General features: G+C 58.2%; 13 protein-coding genes. 4 read left to right on the top strand and 9 right to left on the bottom strand.

The window, feature by feature from the left end:
* Positions 1-19: 19 nt before the first annotated feature.
* The 7 genes from speA to MHN28_RS14690 all read right to left on the bottom strand — a co-directional run bounded on the left by speA (position 20) and on the right by MHN28_RS14690 (position 7,749).
* Complete coding sequence (speA, locus tag MHN28_RS14720; RefSeq protein ID WP_239342809.1) at positions 20-1,909, bottom strand: biosynthetic arginine decarboxylase; 1,890 nt, start codon at positions 1,907-1,909, stop codon at positions 20-22.
* Between the two features lie 100 nt (positions 1,910-2,009).
* Positions 2,010-3,095 (bottom strand): DUF1513 domain-containing protein, encoded by a 1,086-nt coding sequence (locus MHN28_RS14715; protein WP_239342798.1) that lies wholly within the window; start codon positions 3,093-3,095, stop codon positions 2,010-2,012.
* A gap of 3 nt (positions 3,096-3,098) precedes the next feature.
* On the bottom strand, positions 3,099-4,109 hold the full coding sequence (locus MHN28_RS14710; protein WP_239342796.1) for an imelysin family protein: 1,011 nt from the start codon (positions 4,107-4,109) through the stop codon (positions 3,099-3,101).
* A 3-nt stretch (positions 4,110-4,112) separates the two neighbouring features.
* On the bottom strand, positions 4,113-5,648 hold the full coding sequence (locus MHN28_RS14705) for a di-heme oxidoredictase family protein (protein WP_239343083.1): 1,536 nt from the start codon (positions 5,646-5,648) through the stop codon (positions 4,113-4,115).
* A complete protein-coding gene (gene bfr / locus MHN28_RS14700) occupies positions 5,620-6,105 on the bottom strand; it encodes a bacterioferritin (RefSeq protein WP_239342794.1) in 486 nt (161 codons plus the stop codon). Before bfr ends, MHN28_RS14705 begins: the two co-directional genes overlap by 29 nt.
* Positions 6,053-6,346 carry a bacterioferritin-associated ferredoxin gene (locus MHN28_RS14695; protein WP_239342792.1) on the bottom strand — a complete coding sequence of 98 codons (294 nt, stop codon included), beginning with the start codon at positions 6,344-6,346 and terminating at the stop codon, positions 6,053-6,055. Before MHN28_RS14695 ends, bfr begins: the two co-directional genes overlap by 53 nt.
* 131 nt (positions 6,347-6,477) lie before the next feature.
* Complete coding sequence (locus tag MHN28_RS14690) at positions 6,478-7,749, bottom strand: imelysin family protein (protein ID WP_239342790.1); 1,272 nt, start codon at positions 7,747-7,749, stop codon at positions 6,478-6,480.
* Positions 7,750-7,996: 247 nt separating this feature from the next.
* On the opposite strand from MHN28_RS14690, the gene MHN28_RS14685 reads away from it, so the two are divergent.
* A complete protein-coding gene (locus tag MHN28_RS14685; protein ID WP_239342788.1) occupies positions 7,997-8,524 on the top strand; it encodes a DUF2796 domain-containing protein in 528 nt (175 codons plus the stop codon).
* A 50-nt stretch (positions 8,525-8,574) separates the two neighbouring features.
* Positions 8,575-9,027 (top strand): DUF1428 domain-containing protein, encoded by a 453-nt coding sequence (locus MHN28_RS14680; RefSeq protein ID WP_370645722.1) that lies wholly within the window; start codon positions 8,575-8,577, stop codon positions 9,025-9,027.
* A gap of 111 nt (positions 9,028-9,138) precedes the next feature.
* Here the strand turns inward: MHN28_RS14680 and MHN28_RS14675 are convergent, their stop codons facing one another.
* The gene (locus MHN28_RS14675) at positions 9,139-10,038 is read right to left on the bottom strand and encodes a LysR substrate-binding domain-containing protein (RefSeq protein ID WP_239342786.1); all 900 of its coding nucleotides are present in this window, start codon (positions 10,036-10,038) and stop codon (positions 9,139-9,141) included.
* Positions 10,039-10,131: 93 nt separating this feature from the next.
* Between MHN28_RS14675 and MHN28_RS14670 the strand changes: the two genes are divergently transcribed.
* Together MHN28_RS14670 and MHN28_RS14665 are read left to right on the top strand one after the other, a co-directional pair.
* The gene (locus MHN28_RS14670) at positions 10,132-11,652 is read left to right on the top strand and encodes a trimethylamine methyltransferase family protein (protein WP_239342784.1); all 1,521 of its coding nucleotides are present in this window, start codon (positions 10,132-10,134) and stop codon (positions 11,650-11,652) included.
* 120 nt (positions 11,653-11,772) lie between these two features.
* Positions 11,773-14,223 carry an FAD-dependent oxidoreductase gene (locus tag MHN28_RS14665; RefSeq protein WP_239342782.1) on the top strand — a complete coding sequence of 817 codons (2,451 nt, stop codon included), beginning with the start codon at positions 11,773-11,775 and terminating at the stop codon, positions 14,221-14,223.
* Positions 14,224-14,347: 124 nt separating this feature from the next.
* Here the strand turns inward: MHN28_RS14665 and glyA are convergent, their stop codons facing one another.
* On the bottom strand, positions 14,348-15,655 hold the full coding sequence (gene glyA, locus MHN28_RS14660) for a serine hydroxymethyltransferase (protein WP_239342772.1): 1,308 nt from the start codon (positions 15,653-15,655) through the stop codon (positions 14,348-14,350).
* Positions 15,656-15,711 lie beyond the last annotated feature (56 nt).

Genomic DNA, 15,711 nt, shown 5'->3' with positions numbered 1-15,711 from the left:
TTTCTCCTCTCACAGGGGGTTATTCGTAATACGTGTAGCCGTTGATCGAGTCGCGATACGCGCTCATCAGGGTTCTGCGGTCTTTGGCTTTCAGAGTACCGGTTGAGATCGCTTCGTCCACCATTTTGCGGAAGGCGGCGACGCAGTCATTTGGATCGAACTCCACATAGGACAGGACCTGGCTGATTGTGTCGCCTTCCTGCTCGTGCAGCAGGTCAAAGCCGCCGTCGGCCCGCAGGTCTATGGTGACAACGTTGGTGTCTCCGAACAGGTTGTGCAGATCGCCCAGCGTTTCCTGATAGGCGCCGACGAAGAAGACGCCCATAAAGTACTCGTCTTCCTCAGGCAGCGAATGCACCGGAAGGCTAGGCGAGACGCCGTCGGACAGAATGAACCGGTCGATCTTACCGTCGCTGTCGCAGGTGATGTCGGACAGAACCGCGCGGCGGTCCGGGGCCTGGTTCAAACCCTGCAGTGGTACGATAGGGTGCAGCTGATCGATGGCCCAGACATCCGGCAGCGATTGGAACAGCGAGAAGTTGCAATGGTAGATGTCGGCCACTTTTTCGAGTTGATCATCGACATCGGTTTCCAGATCATCGCTTGCGGCCAGCGCCTTGAGCCGCGCCATCAGAGACAGGTAAATCCGTTCCGCGCGGGCCATCTGGCGCAGGTCGACATAGCCACGGCGGAACAGGGCGCGCAATTCGTTGCGATAGAAGGTGGCGTCGTTCCAGCATTCCTGCAGACGATCTTTGCTCAGATATCCGTGCACGGCGGCAAGGTCCGAGACCAGATGGTGATCGTCGGGTTCGACTTCGGGGCCGTTGGGAGCATCGTAAAGCGTGCTTTCCAGCACGTTGAAGACAAGCATCGAAGATGTCGCCACCACAGCGCGGCCACTTTCGGTGACCAGTGTCGGGTGGTCGACTTCGGCCTCGTCCATCGCGTAGGCCACGGTTTCCACGACGTTGGCGCAGTATTCCTCGACCGTATAGTTGATCGAGTTCTCGGCTGCTTTTTTCTCGCCGGTGTAGTCCACACCCATACCGCCGCCGAGGTCGAGATGAGTCAGCGGCACACCCTCTCGGGTCAGCTCGGTGTAATACCTGCATGCCTCGCCTACGGCACGGCGCACATCGTTCACGTCCTGCACCTGAGAGCCCAGATGCGAATGCTGCAGCTTCAGGCAATGCAGAAGGCCCGCGTCGCGCAGCTTGTCCACCGTGGCGACCAGTTGATCGGTGTTCATGCCAAATGCGGATCGGTCGCCCGAGCTTTCTTCCCACTTGCCGCTGATCTGGTTGGTCAGTTTGACCCGAACGCCGATCAGGGGTTCGATTCCTAGCTCATTGTAGACCTCGATGACCGTGTCAGCCTCTTTCGGGCTTTCCAAAACGATGACGGTGTTGAATCCGATCTTGCGGGACAGGATGGCCAGCTGGATGAACTCGGCATCCTTGACGCCATTGCAAACGATCAGCGCTTCGCGGGCAAGACGATGCGCCAGAGCGACCACCAATTCGGGTTTTGATCCGGCCTCGAGCCCGTAATTGTACTTCTTGCCGAACTCGACAATCCGGTCCACGACCTGTGCCTGCTGGTTCACCTTGATCGGGAAGACGCCGCGATAGCTGCCTTTGTAGCCGACGCGTGCGATCGCATCGCGAAAGCTCTCGTTCAGATGGGCGATCTCATGTTCCAGATAAGACGACACGCGCAACACCATCGGTGCCTTGATGCCCCTGTCGTCCAGATCGCTGAGAATACCGGGCAGGCTGATCGCCTCGGCCTCGGGCACCAGTGGATTGCGCAGACCGATCTCGCCCCGCTCCGTCACCTCGATGAGGCCTTTACCCCATTTCTCAACCCCGTAGATGGAATGCGGTGCGTCGGGCGTCTGTTTCAATCAAGTCTATCCTTCGCAAGAGGGTGCCGGTGTCGCGCCCGCCAATACGGCAGCAATTCGATTCTTCCAAGTGTAATCTATGTGACGGGATTTGCCGAATTTATGCAGCTGCGCGAATTGAAATCAGGTGGTTGTCCCATTGGCAATCAGACTGGGTCGAGATCCTGGCTTCGTTAGCTGCCAACACCCCGATTAAACCGATTCCTGTCGTAAATACAAACCCGTTTTTCCCGGTGCCAAGCCCACAGACGTCTTCAAGCTCGAAAACGCCATCAAGCTGGCCATCAGCAACGCGGAAACGATGCAGGGCATTGCCGCGTGGGCAGGTAATTGCGACGGTCTCGCCATCGCCGGAAAAGGCAATACTGCCCGCATAGCCCTGCAGCGAGCTTTGGTCCGCATCTGGCGCGCTCAATAATCGGGGTTCCTCACCGCGGCGGTGCAGGCCCAGCAGAGGAGGGTGTTGCGACTTGTCCCCTTGCCATTGCATCGCGAGGCCGACCAGCCCGTCCGGCCGCACGGCCAGATGGCGGATCGAGTTTTTGTGCAGAGCACTTTGCAGTTCTACCTGCTCTAGTACTACACCGGACAAATCAAGGTAGGTCAGGCGAGGTTGCATCACCGGCAGATTAAGCTTGGTCCGACCAGTTTCCGGATGGGTTTCGATTCCACCGTTTGCAACGACCAGAGTTTGACCGTCGGGCATAAGACGCATGTCATGCGGTCCAACCCCGCCCGAAGAGAACTCGCCAAGTCTGGAATAGCCGTCGGCGTCCCAGATGCCGATCACGCCCCGACCGGATTCGTAATCATTTTCGGTGGTGAAAAGCCGGGATCCATCGGGCGAGAAAACCCCGTGACCATAGAAATGGCGACCTTCCGGGGCCTCCAATCGTGCGATTTCCGTACCCGACGCGCAGTCGATGACAATGGCGAAGGTTCCGGGGCGGCGGGCGAAGGCGACTGCCTGCGCATGATGTGGGTGAGCCGCTGCGGCGTGACCACGGGCAGGCAGCGGCAGTGAGAACAGAACGTCTCCGCTTGTGGCCAGCCCAACCAGCCGATAACTACCGTCCGGAAACAACGCGGCGGCCAGGAAATCCGGCGCTCCGACCGATGCCCAGCCGCGCACAGGCGCAAGGCTGGCTGCGGCCAATCCCGCAAGAAATTGTCGGCGGCTGGTCACGGCTCAATCTCCGTCCAGTGAGTTGAAACCGGCGCTGATACCCAACGTTGGGCCAAGTTCGGTCGCGCCGATTGTCCTGATGTCATTGATCGACTGCTGCAGCGCCTCAACGCGGAACCGTCCCTGCGGGGTGGCCACGTCGGCAAATGCAGGATCTTCCAGCGCTTGGGCACGGTCGATGGCAGAAGAGAATGCGCTGTCCAGATCGGCAGCGATTTCGGGGTGTTCCGCCGACAAGCGGGCCGCAAGGTCCCGCAGAGAGATGAGCGACAGTTCTACATGACGCAGCGAGCGGTCCGAACGACGTGCCTCGGCGCGCTTGGGTCGCGGGCGGTCAAACGTGCCCATCGGGCGGCCAAGGCGGGTTTCGGCAGTAAACTCCAGACCGGTCATCAGGGCTTTGTATAGCTCTTGCATGGCCTCGTCTTCCGACCGGTAGGGGCTGCCGCCGCCCGGGTTTGTCAGTACCGCCGCATAGTCCGACCAATCAGTGCCAATTGCGCGGGCATTGCCGTCGATATCCGCAGCAATCGCTTGAATCAGGGCGCAGCGGTACTCCGCACTGCCCTGATCTGAAAACCGTGGATCGTAAAGCATCAGTTCCAGCGCGAAAAATCCGCGACCGGCTACCGAGGTTTCCGCAAAGGAATTAGATGTTTGGACGGCCGAGTCCTCGTCTGTGATCAATCTGGACAGGGCCTTGGGCGTGAACCCTTTGGAGTCGGGCCAGAAAGCCAGTGCAAAGGCGCGGTCCTCCGCCTCGGAAGGCCCGAAACGCAGATGGCTGACGGAAATCCAATCATCAAAGGCAGTGTTGTAAGCTTCCCGAAGTTGGGCCGAGTTGGGGTCACAATCCGCCCGCGCCGCTTGTTTCAGCGCGCCGGTTGCGTCTGCTAGCGCTGCGTAGCCAGGCAGGATATGTGACTCGACCGTGTTGGCCAGGATTGGCCCGCGATCCTGCGCATGGGCGCAAATAGGAAGCGTAAAGGCCAGAGCGAAAGCGGAAATACGCATGGGTCAGAGGCTCTCCAAAAAACGAACAAGGGCATCGCGGTCGGGCTTCGGCATCGAAACGACCGTGTCGCGTGCCGCTTGCGCTTCGCCTCCATGCCACAGGATCGCTTCAAGCAAAGATCGCGCGCGACCGTCATGTAGAAACTGAGTGTGGCCCGACACTTGTTCGGTCATCCCAATCCCCCAGAGCGGAGCGGTACGCCACTCGCGACCGGTTGCGCGCGCCTCGGGGCGGTTGTCGGCCAGTCCCTCACCCATGTCGTGAAGCAACAGGTCCGAATAGGGCCAGATCAATTGGAAGCTTTGCTCGGGCCGGTCTTCCAGGCGGTGGGTCACAAAAGCAGGCGTATGGCAGGATGCGCACCCGGTCTCGTGAAACACCTGCTTGCCGCGCAACACCTGTGGGTCATCCACATCGCGGCGGGCCGGGACGCCCAGATTGCGGCTGTAGAATGCGACGAGGTCCATGCCGACCTGATCGATTTCGAATTCCCGCACGTCACCATCGCCATGCGGTGCATTCACGCAATCCATCTGGGCTTCGGTGCAATCGCCGTGCGCGGCCGGGTACAACGGGCTGGAAATGCCGATATCCCCGGCGAAGGCCGCAGCGGATTGCTCCATTACCGTGGGCATGCCTGCCTTATGCCCGAACCGGCCCATCATTGGCGCGCCGTATTCAATTGCCCAGACAATGTTCGGGCGGCCAGAAATCCCATCGCCGTTTTTGTCTTCCGGGTCAGCGTTCGCCAGCAGGTCCTCGACCGGGACCGCCTCGAGCATCCCCAGGCCGATCATCTGGGGTGCAACGCGCGGGCTAAGCATGGCGTCCGGGTGCAAGGGACCATAGCCCAGATCCGCAGCCGCATATGTGGGGCGGCGAAGCGTAACAGTTTCCCCATCTGAGAGAGCTACTGGAACGTCCTCATAGGTGATGTCCAAACGGTACTCGGCCGGGTGACCGGGCAGGGCCAGATCCTGCATCTGACCGCCATAACTCGGTTCAGGCAGGGTGGCGATGTAGTCCTCGATCTCGGGATATCCCTCTTCGGGCGCGCCGGGGATAGAGACCCGCAGGAACATAGATACTGCGTTGTCGTCAGGACCGTTCGGCGTGTGCCCGCGGCCGTCCTTGATGTGGCAGCGCTGGCAAGACCGGGCGTTGTAAAGTGGCCCCAAACCATCCGAAGCCAGCGTCGAAGCCGGGGACGATACCCAGATTTTCTTGAACAGCCCGTTGCCGACCCTGAAATCCAGTTCCTGCTCGAAAGTCAGATTGCCCGACGGCTGCGAAAACGCATCAGCATCGGTGCGTGCACGGACGGTGGCAGCCCCGGCGGGCAGTTCCTCGAACGGTTGCGGCGCGCTGAAATCCTTGGGCGCAGCAGTTGCACCGGCGATACGGGCGCTTTCGTCCTGGGTTCTGGGAATGTAGTTGAGATGAAGATCCTGCAGCTCTGCTGACAGAGATTGGGTGGCCGCAAGGGCGGCCACCGGAACAAGAACGAGCTTACTCGCCTTCGTCCATTTTCGATGCATTGAGTTGCGCATAATTGGCTTCGCCAATCCTTTCGTGCAGGTCGAGCTGCGTTTCCAGAAAATCGATATGGCCTTCCTCATCCGCCAGCAATCCCTCAAACAGAGACATAGTGACGTAGTCTCCGGCGCTCTGACAGTATTCGCGGGCTTCCTTGTACAGGGCCCGTGCGTCTATCTCAGCCGCGAGATCACATTCCAGCGTCTCTTTCGGCGTTTGCCCGATGCGCAAAGGGTCAAGCTGTTGAAGATTCGGGTGCCCACCCAGAAAGATGATCCGCTCGATCAGTTTGTCCGCGTGCTGCATTTCCTCGATGGATTCTTCGCGGCTTTTCTTGGCCATGTGACCAAGGCCCCAATCCTCCTGCAGGCGATAATGCAGCCAATACTGACTGACAGCCGTCAGTTCATGCCGCAGTGATTTGTTGAGATATTCTATGACCTTTTGGTCGCCCTTCATCTGCATTCTCCTGTGTTGCTTCGCTGCGTAATGCACGAAGCTGCATCGGGACTTCCAACTTATCGCTAGACCGCATCGAGTCTAGGAAAAGCGGCATGCACCCGCCACAATCTGCAGATTTTCCAAGGGCATGGTAGATTTTACCAGGAGTGATGACTGCGTAGGGATCCGACGTGCGCATCCAGTCAATTGCAGACCGGATGTCGTGATCAGAGATGTTTGTACAGTGGCATACGATCATGGCGGTCAGGGCTCGGAATAGTATATCTTACCATATTAGTAAGTTATTTGCTGCAGGTCCAGAGGGAACACATCAATATGTCCCTCACAAGATCGGGAAGCGGCATGATACTGCCGCCTCCCGCGTAGTGATTACTGGAACACCGCGTCAGGGTTATCCAGGCTGTCCGAGCCTTCAAACTCGATCTGGTCGAGTTTCAGCGCGGCCACGATGCGCTCAATGGTCTTGGTCTGGTCAACCAGGCCGTCCACGCCGCCCATGATCAGAACTTCGCCGCCTTCGTTGCCGCGCTCCAGCATCTGGTCGTATGCAAAACCGGCTTCGGCGGTCGATTTGAGGCGCCCCAGAGCTTGCATGGTGTTGGCCAGTTTGACCTTCATCTCAGCATCCAGCGACGGGTCAGTGGCGATGACCAGATCGGACAGCGACGCGCCGCTGACGGGGGTGCCATCGATGCGGGTGTAGCTGCCCAGGTAAACGTTCTGAATGCCCAGACCATCGTAGTAATGGCTGTTGTGGGTGTTGTCTGAGAAGCAATCATGCTCTTCCTCGGGGTCGTTCAGCATCAGGCCCAGACGCATACGTTCACCTGCCTGCTCACCGTAGGACAGCGAGCCCATGCCGGTCAGGATCGCGCTGACGCCAGCAGCTTCGTTCGCATTCAGGGCCGCGCGCGCTTCGCCACCTTCTGCCCACTGAGAGGCCATCCATTCCAGATCGCTGACCAGCAGTTCGGTGGCAGCGCTCAGGTATTGCGCGCGGCGGTCGCAGTTGCCGCCGGTGCAGCCGTCGCCTTGCACGTAGTCGGTATACGGACGGTTGCCGGCACCTGCGCCATGGCCGTTCATGTCCTGGCCCCACAGCAGGAATTCGATTGCGTGATAGCCGGTCGCAACGTTCGCTTCGATTCCGTCCGCTTCATGCAGCGTTTCGCCCAACAGTTCAGGGGTGATTTCGCTGGCGTCGATGGTTGCGCCCGACAGCTCAAAGCTGGGGTTTGCAATGACGTTCAGCGCGGCGAACTCGTTCTCGTCGGTCGGTCCACCATAATTGGCGTCAACATAGTCGATCAGACCTTCGTCCAGCGGCCAAGCGTTCACTTTGCCTTCCCAATCGTCAACGATGGCGTTGCCGAAACGGTAAACCTCGGTTTGCTGGTATGGTACACGTGCGGCAATCCAAGCGGCGCGCGCAGCATTCAGCGTTGCATCCGAGGGATCTGCAATCAGAGCGTTCACAGCGGCTTGCAGCGATTTTGCCGCGATCAGGCTATCGTCATACTTGGCTTCGGCAATGTTCGCATACGTTGTCAGAACATCAGCTTTCGAGGGCGCATCAGCTGCAAAGGCTGCAGACGCAATGCCCAGGGTCAGCGCGCTGGTAGCAGCAAAAAATTTTGTCATGGGGGTGACACTTTCCTGTCAGAAACAAATTCACAGGCGCCGCTGATGCGACGCGTACGGCCCAAAAGCTGAGTGAATTAGTCAGCTAAGTCAACCTGAGTTTTATTGTCGGAATTAAATGACGCACCCCTCCGCAAGCTCCCTATCCCCATAATTGGCGGGGGAAACGAACCATTGCTGCGATTGCACGGGGTTTTAAACACATTAGAATGGACTTCGTGATTCCCAGTTGGGTGGTGCTCTGTTTATGAAATGCGCAGTCTTCGCTTTGATCCTGACCCCGGCAATTGCCCTGTCTCAGACCCAGAGCCCGGCGCATGTTCATGGCACCGGATATATGGACATTGCGTTTTCGGGTGAGACGTTTTCCCTGTCGCTGGCTGTGCCCGCAGCCGACATAATCGGTTTTGAAGGACCGGCAGAGACAGACGATGACCGCGCGCTGGTTGCTGTTGCAATATCCGATCTCTCCAAACCCCTGGGTCTTTTTGTCCTGCCCGAAGAGGCGGGGTGTTTCACCGCGTCGGCCAATGTCACACTTTCGGGCGAGGGGTTGGGGCAAGACGCAAACGGACAGACCGCCGATCAGGCAAAGCACAGCGAGTTTCTGGCCGATTACCAGATTCAGTGTCAGGACATGGCTGCGTTGGTGAATATCCGGTTTGCCTATTTCGACCGTTTCGAGAATGCACAGAAACTGATCGTTCGGATTGCCCGGTCCGGCGAGAACCGCTCGTACGATGTGACGCGCAGCCAGACGGATTTAGCCATGTAAGGCAGTAAACACCTGTGCCGAAACTCCGAGCGCATTGAGCGTTCAGGGTAATGGGTCGGGCGGGCGGACCACACAAGTTGCCTCCGCACAATAGGGCGACACCTCCTATTGTGCTAGTATTGCGTGTGATTGTTGTTTTGGAGGGCGTTCAAGTGGCCTGGATCATGGCGTATGCAGGGGCGGTTCCGACTGCTAAAAAAGCGGAACATGAGAAGCACGCGAAGCGAATGGCGCGTATTTTTCGCAAACATGGCGCAACGCGAGTCGTGGAATCCTGGGGAGCGTCTGTTCCACCCGGCGAAGTGACGTCGTTTCCGCTTGCTGTGCAGGCTGGCCCCGAGGACACGGTCGTCACCGGTTGGCAGGAATGGCCGGATCAGGCAGCGCAAGAGGCTGGATTCGCCGCCGCCATGCAGGACCCGGAGATGGGTGACATGAGCGACGTGCCCGTCAACGGAAAAACAATCATCTTCGGTGGATTTGAGGTTCTGGCGGATATTTGACCCAAAGTTCCGCCGGCGCGGCAGAATTTTGGTTTTCCTGTCGGTTTGACTGCAACCCGATTCGGCGATTTGAAACGTGCGATTTTCTGTGTTCACATTCTGAAAGGGTGTTCAGACGTTACTTAGCATCCAGTCACGAACCCGTTTCGCGTTGTCGACCAGTGGCTTGAAATCGGACCACACCAGATAGAAGCCATATCCTGTTTCCCAGCGCCATTCTTCCATGGTTGACAGCAACCCGCGCTCTGCCAGCGGGGTCGTGAGGTGGCTCCAGCCCAGGGCATACCCTTCCCCCGCCAAAGTTGCCTGCAGCACCAGCGCGTAATCATTTAGTCGAAGCCCTGAAACCGGAGGCTTCTTGGTGACACCGAAGCTCTCGAACCATTGGGTCCAGCCCGGGCGTTCGCGCGTCGGTTCTTCGAGGTGGATCAACCGGTGCTGTAAAAGTTCTTCGACGGTATTGGGGCGACCTCTGTTCTGAATTTCCATCGGGCTGGCGACGGGGCACAAGACCTCGTTCGCAATCAGCGCAGAATTACAGCCGTCCCACGAGCCTTTGCCGCGGCGAATTGCCAGGCTGATGTTCTCGGCAACGATATCGGGCTCGCGGTCGCTGGACTGAAGTCTGAGGTCGATATCGGGAAACGATTGGTGAAACTCCTGCAGTTTTGGCATCATCCAGAAAAAGTTGAAAGCCGAAGACGCGTTGAGCGTTACGTGATCGTTCTGGGTGAACTGTCGAACCGCATTGACCGAGTTCAGCATTTGGTCGAATGAGCGAGACACATCGGAATACAGCTTTGACCCGGCTGACGTCAGGACGATCTTTCGGTGCTCACGATGAAACAGTTGCACATTCAGCGATGCCTCTAACTGTTTGATCGCTGCGCTAACCGCAGGCTGTTTCACATTCATTTCATCGGCTGCACGCGTAATCGACTGAAGCCGCGCTGCGGCTTCAAAATATACCAGATGCTTTGATGATGAGATCGTTTTCCAGAGCTGATGCATAATCTGTTTTTATCCATATCATCACCTTTTTCAACCGTCACGAACGTGTTGCGACGCGGTAATGTGCTGACCAAATGAATCGAGGAGTCACCCATGGTCAGACGCGCCCGCGCCTCGCGCGACCGCCAAAGCGCCGCTGCCGGAGCCCCGGCCTCGCCGTACATCCAGCGGAGCCTGAGCTATTTCAACCCGTTGAACGAAGAGGATCTGGAGCGTCTCGAAGCCCAGGTTGACTGGATTTTTGAGGACGTTGGCATCGCATTTCGCGACGATCCCGAGGCGCTGGAGCTATGGCGTCGTGAGGGTGCGCGGATCGAAGGTGACATTGTGCGAGCCGACGCAGCGTGGATTCGTGATCTGTGCGCGAAGGCGCCGAAGAAATTCACCCAGTTGGCCCGTAATCCCGAACGGTCCGTTGTCATTGGTGACGGCAATCAGGTTTTCGCGCCGGTCTATGGCGCTCCGTTCGTGCGCGACCTTGAAGGCGGGCGGCGATACGGCGACATGGATGCGTTCGAGCAATTGGTCAAGCTGACCTATCTGCATCCGAACTTGCATCATGGTGGTTTTGTCACCTGTGAACCCTGTGACGTTCCCGTCAGTAAACGGCATCTGGACATGCTGTTCGCCCACATGACGCTCAGCGACAAGCCGCATCTGGGCGCGATCACCGAGATGAGCCGTGCGCAGGACAGTGTCGAGATGGCCGAGATCGTCTTTGGCGCGGATGTGATGGACCAGAACTGTGTCATCATGGGCAACGTCAACACCAACTCGCCCTTGTTGGTGGATCGTGTGGTGACCGAAGCGGCGCGGATTTATTCCACCCGGGGTCAGGGCATGATCGTGGTGCCTTTCATCCTGTCAGGAGCCATGGGTCCGGTCAGTACGGCGGCGAGCGTTGCACAGGCCATGGCCGAAGCGATGATGGTCTGCGCCTATGTTCAATTGCTACGTCCCGGTGCGCCATTCGTATTGGGCAACTTCCTGTCCTCCATGTCGCTGAAATCCGGCGCGCCGACTTTTGGTATGCCCGAGCCCGTAATGTCGAACTATGCAATCGGCCAGTTGGCGCGTCGCGCCGGTCTGCCCCTGCGCTGTGGCGGGTCGCTAACGGCTTCCAAAATAGAGGACGCGCAAGCTGCATATGAATCCGCAGACTCGATGCACTCGACCATGCTGGCCGGGGCCAATTTCGTCCTGCACTCCGCGGGCTGGCTCGAGGGCGGCCTGTGCACCGGATTCGAAAAGCTGATCATGGATGCGGACCGGCTGGGGTCTTATCAGAAGGTTCTGAGTCAGGGTCTCGATACCAGCGAAGATGCCTTTGCCCGCGATGCTTATACCGAGGTTGACGCAGGCGGTCATTTCCTCGGCTGCGCGCACACGATGCGGAATTACCAGTCTGCGTTCTATGAGCCGAAACTCAGCGACAGCGAGAATGTAGAAAGCTGGGAAGAGGGCGGCTCCAAGGACATGCGCCGCCGCGCTTATGAACGCTGGAACGCGATGCTGAACGAATATCAACCCCCAACCATGGACGAAGCCAAACAAGAAGAACTGGCCGCCTACGTCGCCCGACGAAAAGAAGAAATCCCGGACGCCTGGTACTGAAACGGCGATCCCGTCATCTGGCCAAAAATATCCTCGGGGGTGAATTGAGCCGCAGGCTCAAGAGGGGGCAGACAGCCCCCTTTCCCCAAACATCACACACACATGACACAGGACTTTCCCATGCCTGAAATTCAAAAAGATGAAAGCACTGGTGGCAAAAAGCTCCCTTCCCACGCCAAGGTCGTGGTGATTGGCGGCGGCGTCGTCGGTTGTTCGATCCTGTTCCATCTGGCCAAATTCGGCTGGAAAGACGTGGTCTTGCTGGAACGTGACGAACTGACGTCCGGCTCGTCCTGGCACGCGGCCGGTCAAATCCATACGATCAGCTCGGACCCCAACATCTCGCGCCTGCAAAGCTATACGATCGACCTGTACAAAGAGATCGAGGAAACCTCGGGCCACTCGGTCGGTCTACACATCACGGGCGGTTTCTATCTGGCCTCAACCAAGGATTGGTACGACTACCTTAAACGCGAACGGTCCAAGGCCCGCTATATGGGGCTGCATCAGGAATTCATCAATCCGAAAGAGGTCGCCGAGCGTCATCCGCTGATCGACCCCAAACATTATCACGCCGCACTTTGGGATGATCAGGATGGCGACCTAGACCCATCCGGTGCGACATATGCATTCGCCAAATCGGCTAAGGTGCACGGTGCCCAGTATTTCACCCATTGCGGCGTAACCGGAATGAGCCAGCGCCCTGATGGCAGCTGGGATTTGACGACGCCCAAGGGTCAGATCAATGCCGAGTATGTGGTGAACTGCGGTGGCCTCTGGGCACGCGAAGTGGGGCATATGTCCGGCGTCCATCTGCCGGTCCAGCCGATGGAGCACCACTACCTGATCACCGAAAAGATCGACGCGGTGGCCAATCACGGAACACGTCTGCCCGCCGGGATCGACTATGAGGCGAATATCTATTTCCGTCAGGAACGTCAGGGTATGTTGCTAGGAACTTATGAGCCCAAGGGTACACCGTGGAAGGTTGACGGTACGCCCTGGGATTTTGGGCACGAACTGCTGCAACCTGATCTGGATCGCGTCGCCGACCGGTTGGAGATGTCCTTTGAACGCATTCCCGCTATCGGAGAGGCAGGGATCAAGGACATCATCAACGGGCCGTTTACCTTTGGCCCGGACGGCAACCCGATGATCGGCCCGGTTCCGGGCATGAAGAACTACTGGGTCGCTGTCGGTGTCATGGCTGGTTTCTGTCAGGGCGGCGGCGTGGGCCTGACCATGGCCGAATGGATGATCGACGGTGAACCCTCGATTGATGTCTGGGCCATGGACGTGGCGCGCTTTGGCGAGTTCGCCACACCCGACTGGGGCACCATCAAATCGACGGAAAACTACGAGCGCCGCTTTGTGATGACCTTCCCGAACGAAACCTTGCCCAAAGGCCGGATGCAGAAGACCACGGCACTCTATGATCGTCTGGTCGCCAAAGGTGCCGTGATGGGGCAGGGGTTCGGCCTTGAGAACGCGCTGTGGTTTGCGGACAGCCCGGAAGACGCGCATGAAACGCCCACGTTCGAGCGCAATCGCAGTCACGACTACGTGGCGCGCGAGGTCAAAGCCGTGCAGGAGGCCGTCGGTGGTATCGAGATCGCGAACTTTGCTAAGCATGAATTCAAGGGTTCCGGGGCGCGTGCATACCTGGACCGGACCCTGGCCGGATATGTACCGAAACCGGGCCGTCTGGCCCTGACGCCGATGCTGACCGAAAAGGGACGCCTTTTCGGCGACCTGACGGTGGCCTGTCTGGCCGAGGATCACTTTGTTCTGTTTGGTTCAGGTGCGATGCAGGATGCCCATCGGCGCTGGTTTGAAAAGGACCTGCCTGTGGATGTGACTTATGCCAATGTCTCGGACGACTGGCACGGGATCGCCTTGTCCGGACCGAAATCGCGCGAATTGCTGGCCCGGATCACCCGCGAAGACGTCAGCCCCGATGCGCTGAAGTTCCGCGATCTTCGCCAGACTTTCGTCGGCGGCGTTCCAGTGATCCTGAACCGGATTTCGTTCTCGGGTGAACTGGGGTTTGAGATTTACTGCCGTCCGCAATACCTGTTGCGTTTGGCTGAAGCGATTGAAGAGGCCGGCGCCGATCTGGGGTATCGCTGGTACGGCGCCCGTGCGCTGATGTCTCTGCGTCTGGAAAAAGGGTGGGGTGTCTGGACTACCGACTTCCGACCGGACTTCAATGCGGTCGAAAGTGGCATGGATGCCTTCATCAACTGGAAGAAGGACTTTGTCGGTAAAGAGGCCACCTTGAAATTCCGGGAAGACGGGGTTTCACGCAAGCTGGTTACCATGACAATCGACGTCGACGGTATCGATGTTTCCAACGACGAGGCAATCCTCAAGGACGGAGAAGCGGTAGGTTACGTGTCCTCCGGCGGCTATGGCCACCGCGTCGGCAAGTCGATGGCTATGGGCTACGTGGCGATAGAAAGTGCGGCGCCGGGCACAAGGTTGCAGGTCGAAATCCTTGGTATTTTCTATGACGCCGAAGTGCTAGGCGCGCCGATATACGACGCAAATGGGGCGAACATGCGGGTGTGATGTACAAGCGGGATCGCCTTGAAGGCCTCCGAAACGGGTCGTGAGGTGATCCGGAGCGGATTCCCTGGAGCACAACAGCAGATGCCCTGCGGATGGGGCGCAACTCGCCCCATCCGCAGTATCCTCAATGCACAAAGTGCAATTCTGAGAAACTCTGACGCCATTCACCAACCTCAGCGGCGATATCTTTGCCTGCTAACCCGGACGTAATCAACGTCGCCAGTCTGCCTGCATCTTCGGACGTCATCCCCCACCGAACCAACTCGGGCGTTCCGATCCGGAGGCCGTTCAAATCTCCTGTCACTTCCGGCACGGGCAGGCCAATCCCGCAGGCGAGGAACCCGGCGCGGCGCAGGGTTTTTGACGCGGTTTGCCCGCCACCGTAAGGTTCAGCCAACACGGCAAACTGGTGCGACGCGGTAAAGCCTTCGCGCCCGGCAAAGACCGGTAAACCATTTGCATCCAGATCTTCGGCCAGTGCCTGCGCCATCGCGATCATCTCGGCGGCGTATTGCGAACCAAAATCTCGCCAATCCAGCATCGTCACGGCAAGGGCCGCCGACTTAGCCGCATCAAAATTGGCCGTCATGCCGGGAAAGGCAATTGCGTCGAGCTTTTCTGCGATCTCGGCATCATTCGTAACGATCAAACCTCCGGCAGGTCCGCCAAGACTTTTGTAGGTACTCATCGTCATGAAATGAGCGCCTTCGGCCAGAGGGTTTCTCCATGCCTTGCCTGCGATGATCCCACATTGATGGGCGGCGTCAAACATCACCTTAGCACCGATCTCGTCCGCAATCTGGCGGACCTCCTTCACCGGATGTTCGAAAAGGTTCAGGCTGCCGCCGATGGTGATCAGCTTGGGCCGCTCTTTCAGCGCAATGGCACGCAGTTGGTCGAGGTCGACGGTGTAGCCGTCACCGTCCGTCGGGGCATCAATGGTACGCAGCCCAAATAGACCTGCACATCCTGCAACGTGATGGGTCACGTGGCCCCCGATCGAGGCCGGGGGTGCGATGATCGTATCGCCCGGTTTGCAGGTGGCCATGAAACCATACAGGTTTGCGATTGCCCCTGAGGGCACCCGGATTTCGGCAAATTTGGCGTCAAAAACCTCGGCGCAGAGTTCAGCAGCAATCACCTCGATCTCTTCGATGGCTTCAAGACCCATCTCATATTTGCCTCCGGGATAACCCAAGGATGGGCGCGATCCGATCCCGGACGACAACAGCGCTTCCGCCTTCGGGTTCATCACGTTTGTTGCAGGATTGAGGTTGAAGCACTCCTTTTCATGGATTTCCTTGTTCCGGGTTGCAAGGCCCTCGATCCGTGCAAGCAGCTCTGCCGAAGATGTCTGTGATGTCTGGTTCGCGATATTCTGAACAAGGGCCTCGGACGCAGCAGGCACCCAGTTTCGAGATTCAATTGTCATGTCTGTAACCTCCAAGTTGCCACCAGATTGAACAATCGGGGCGACATCGCAAATCA

The sequence above is a fragment of the Ruegeria sp. Ofav3-42 genome (assembly GCF_022347725.1).
Classification (GTDB): Bacteria; Pseudomonadota; Alphaproteobacteria; order Rhodobacterales; family Rhodobacteraceae; genus Ruegeria.
Note: the sequence above shows the minus strand (reverse complement) of the source record. Positions and strands in the feature narration are given on the sequence as shown.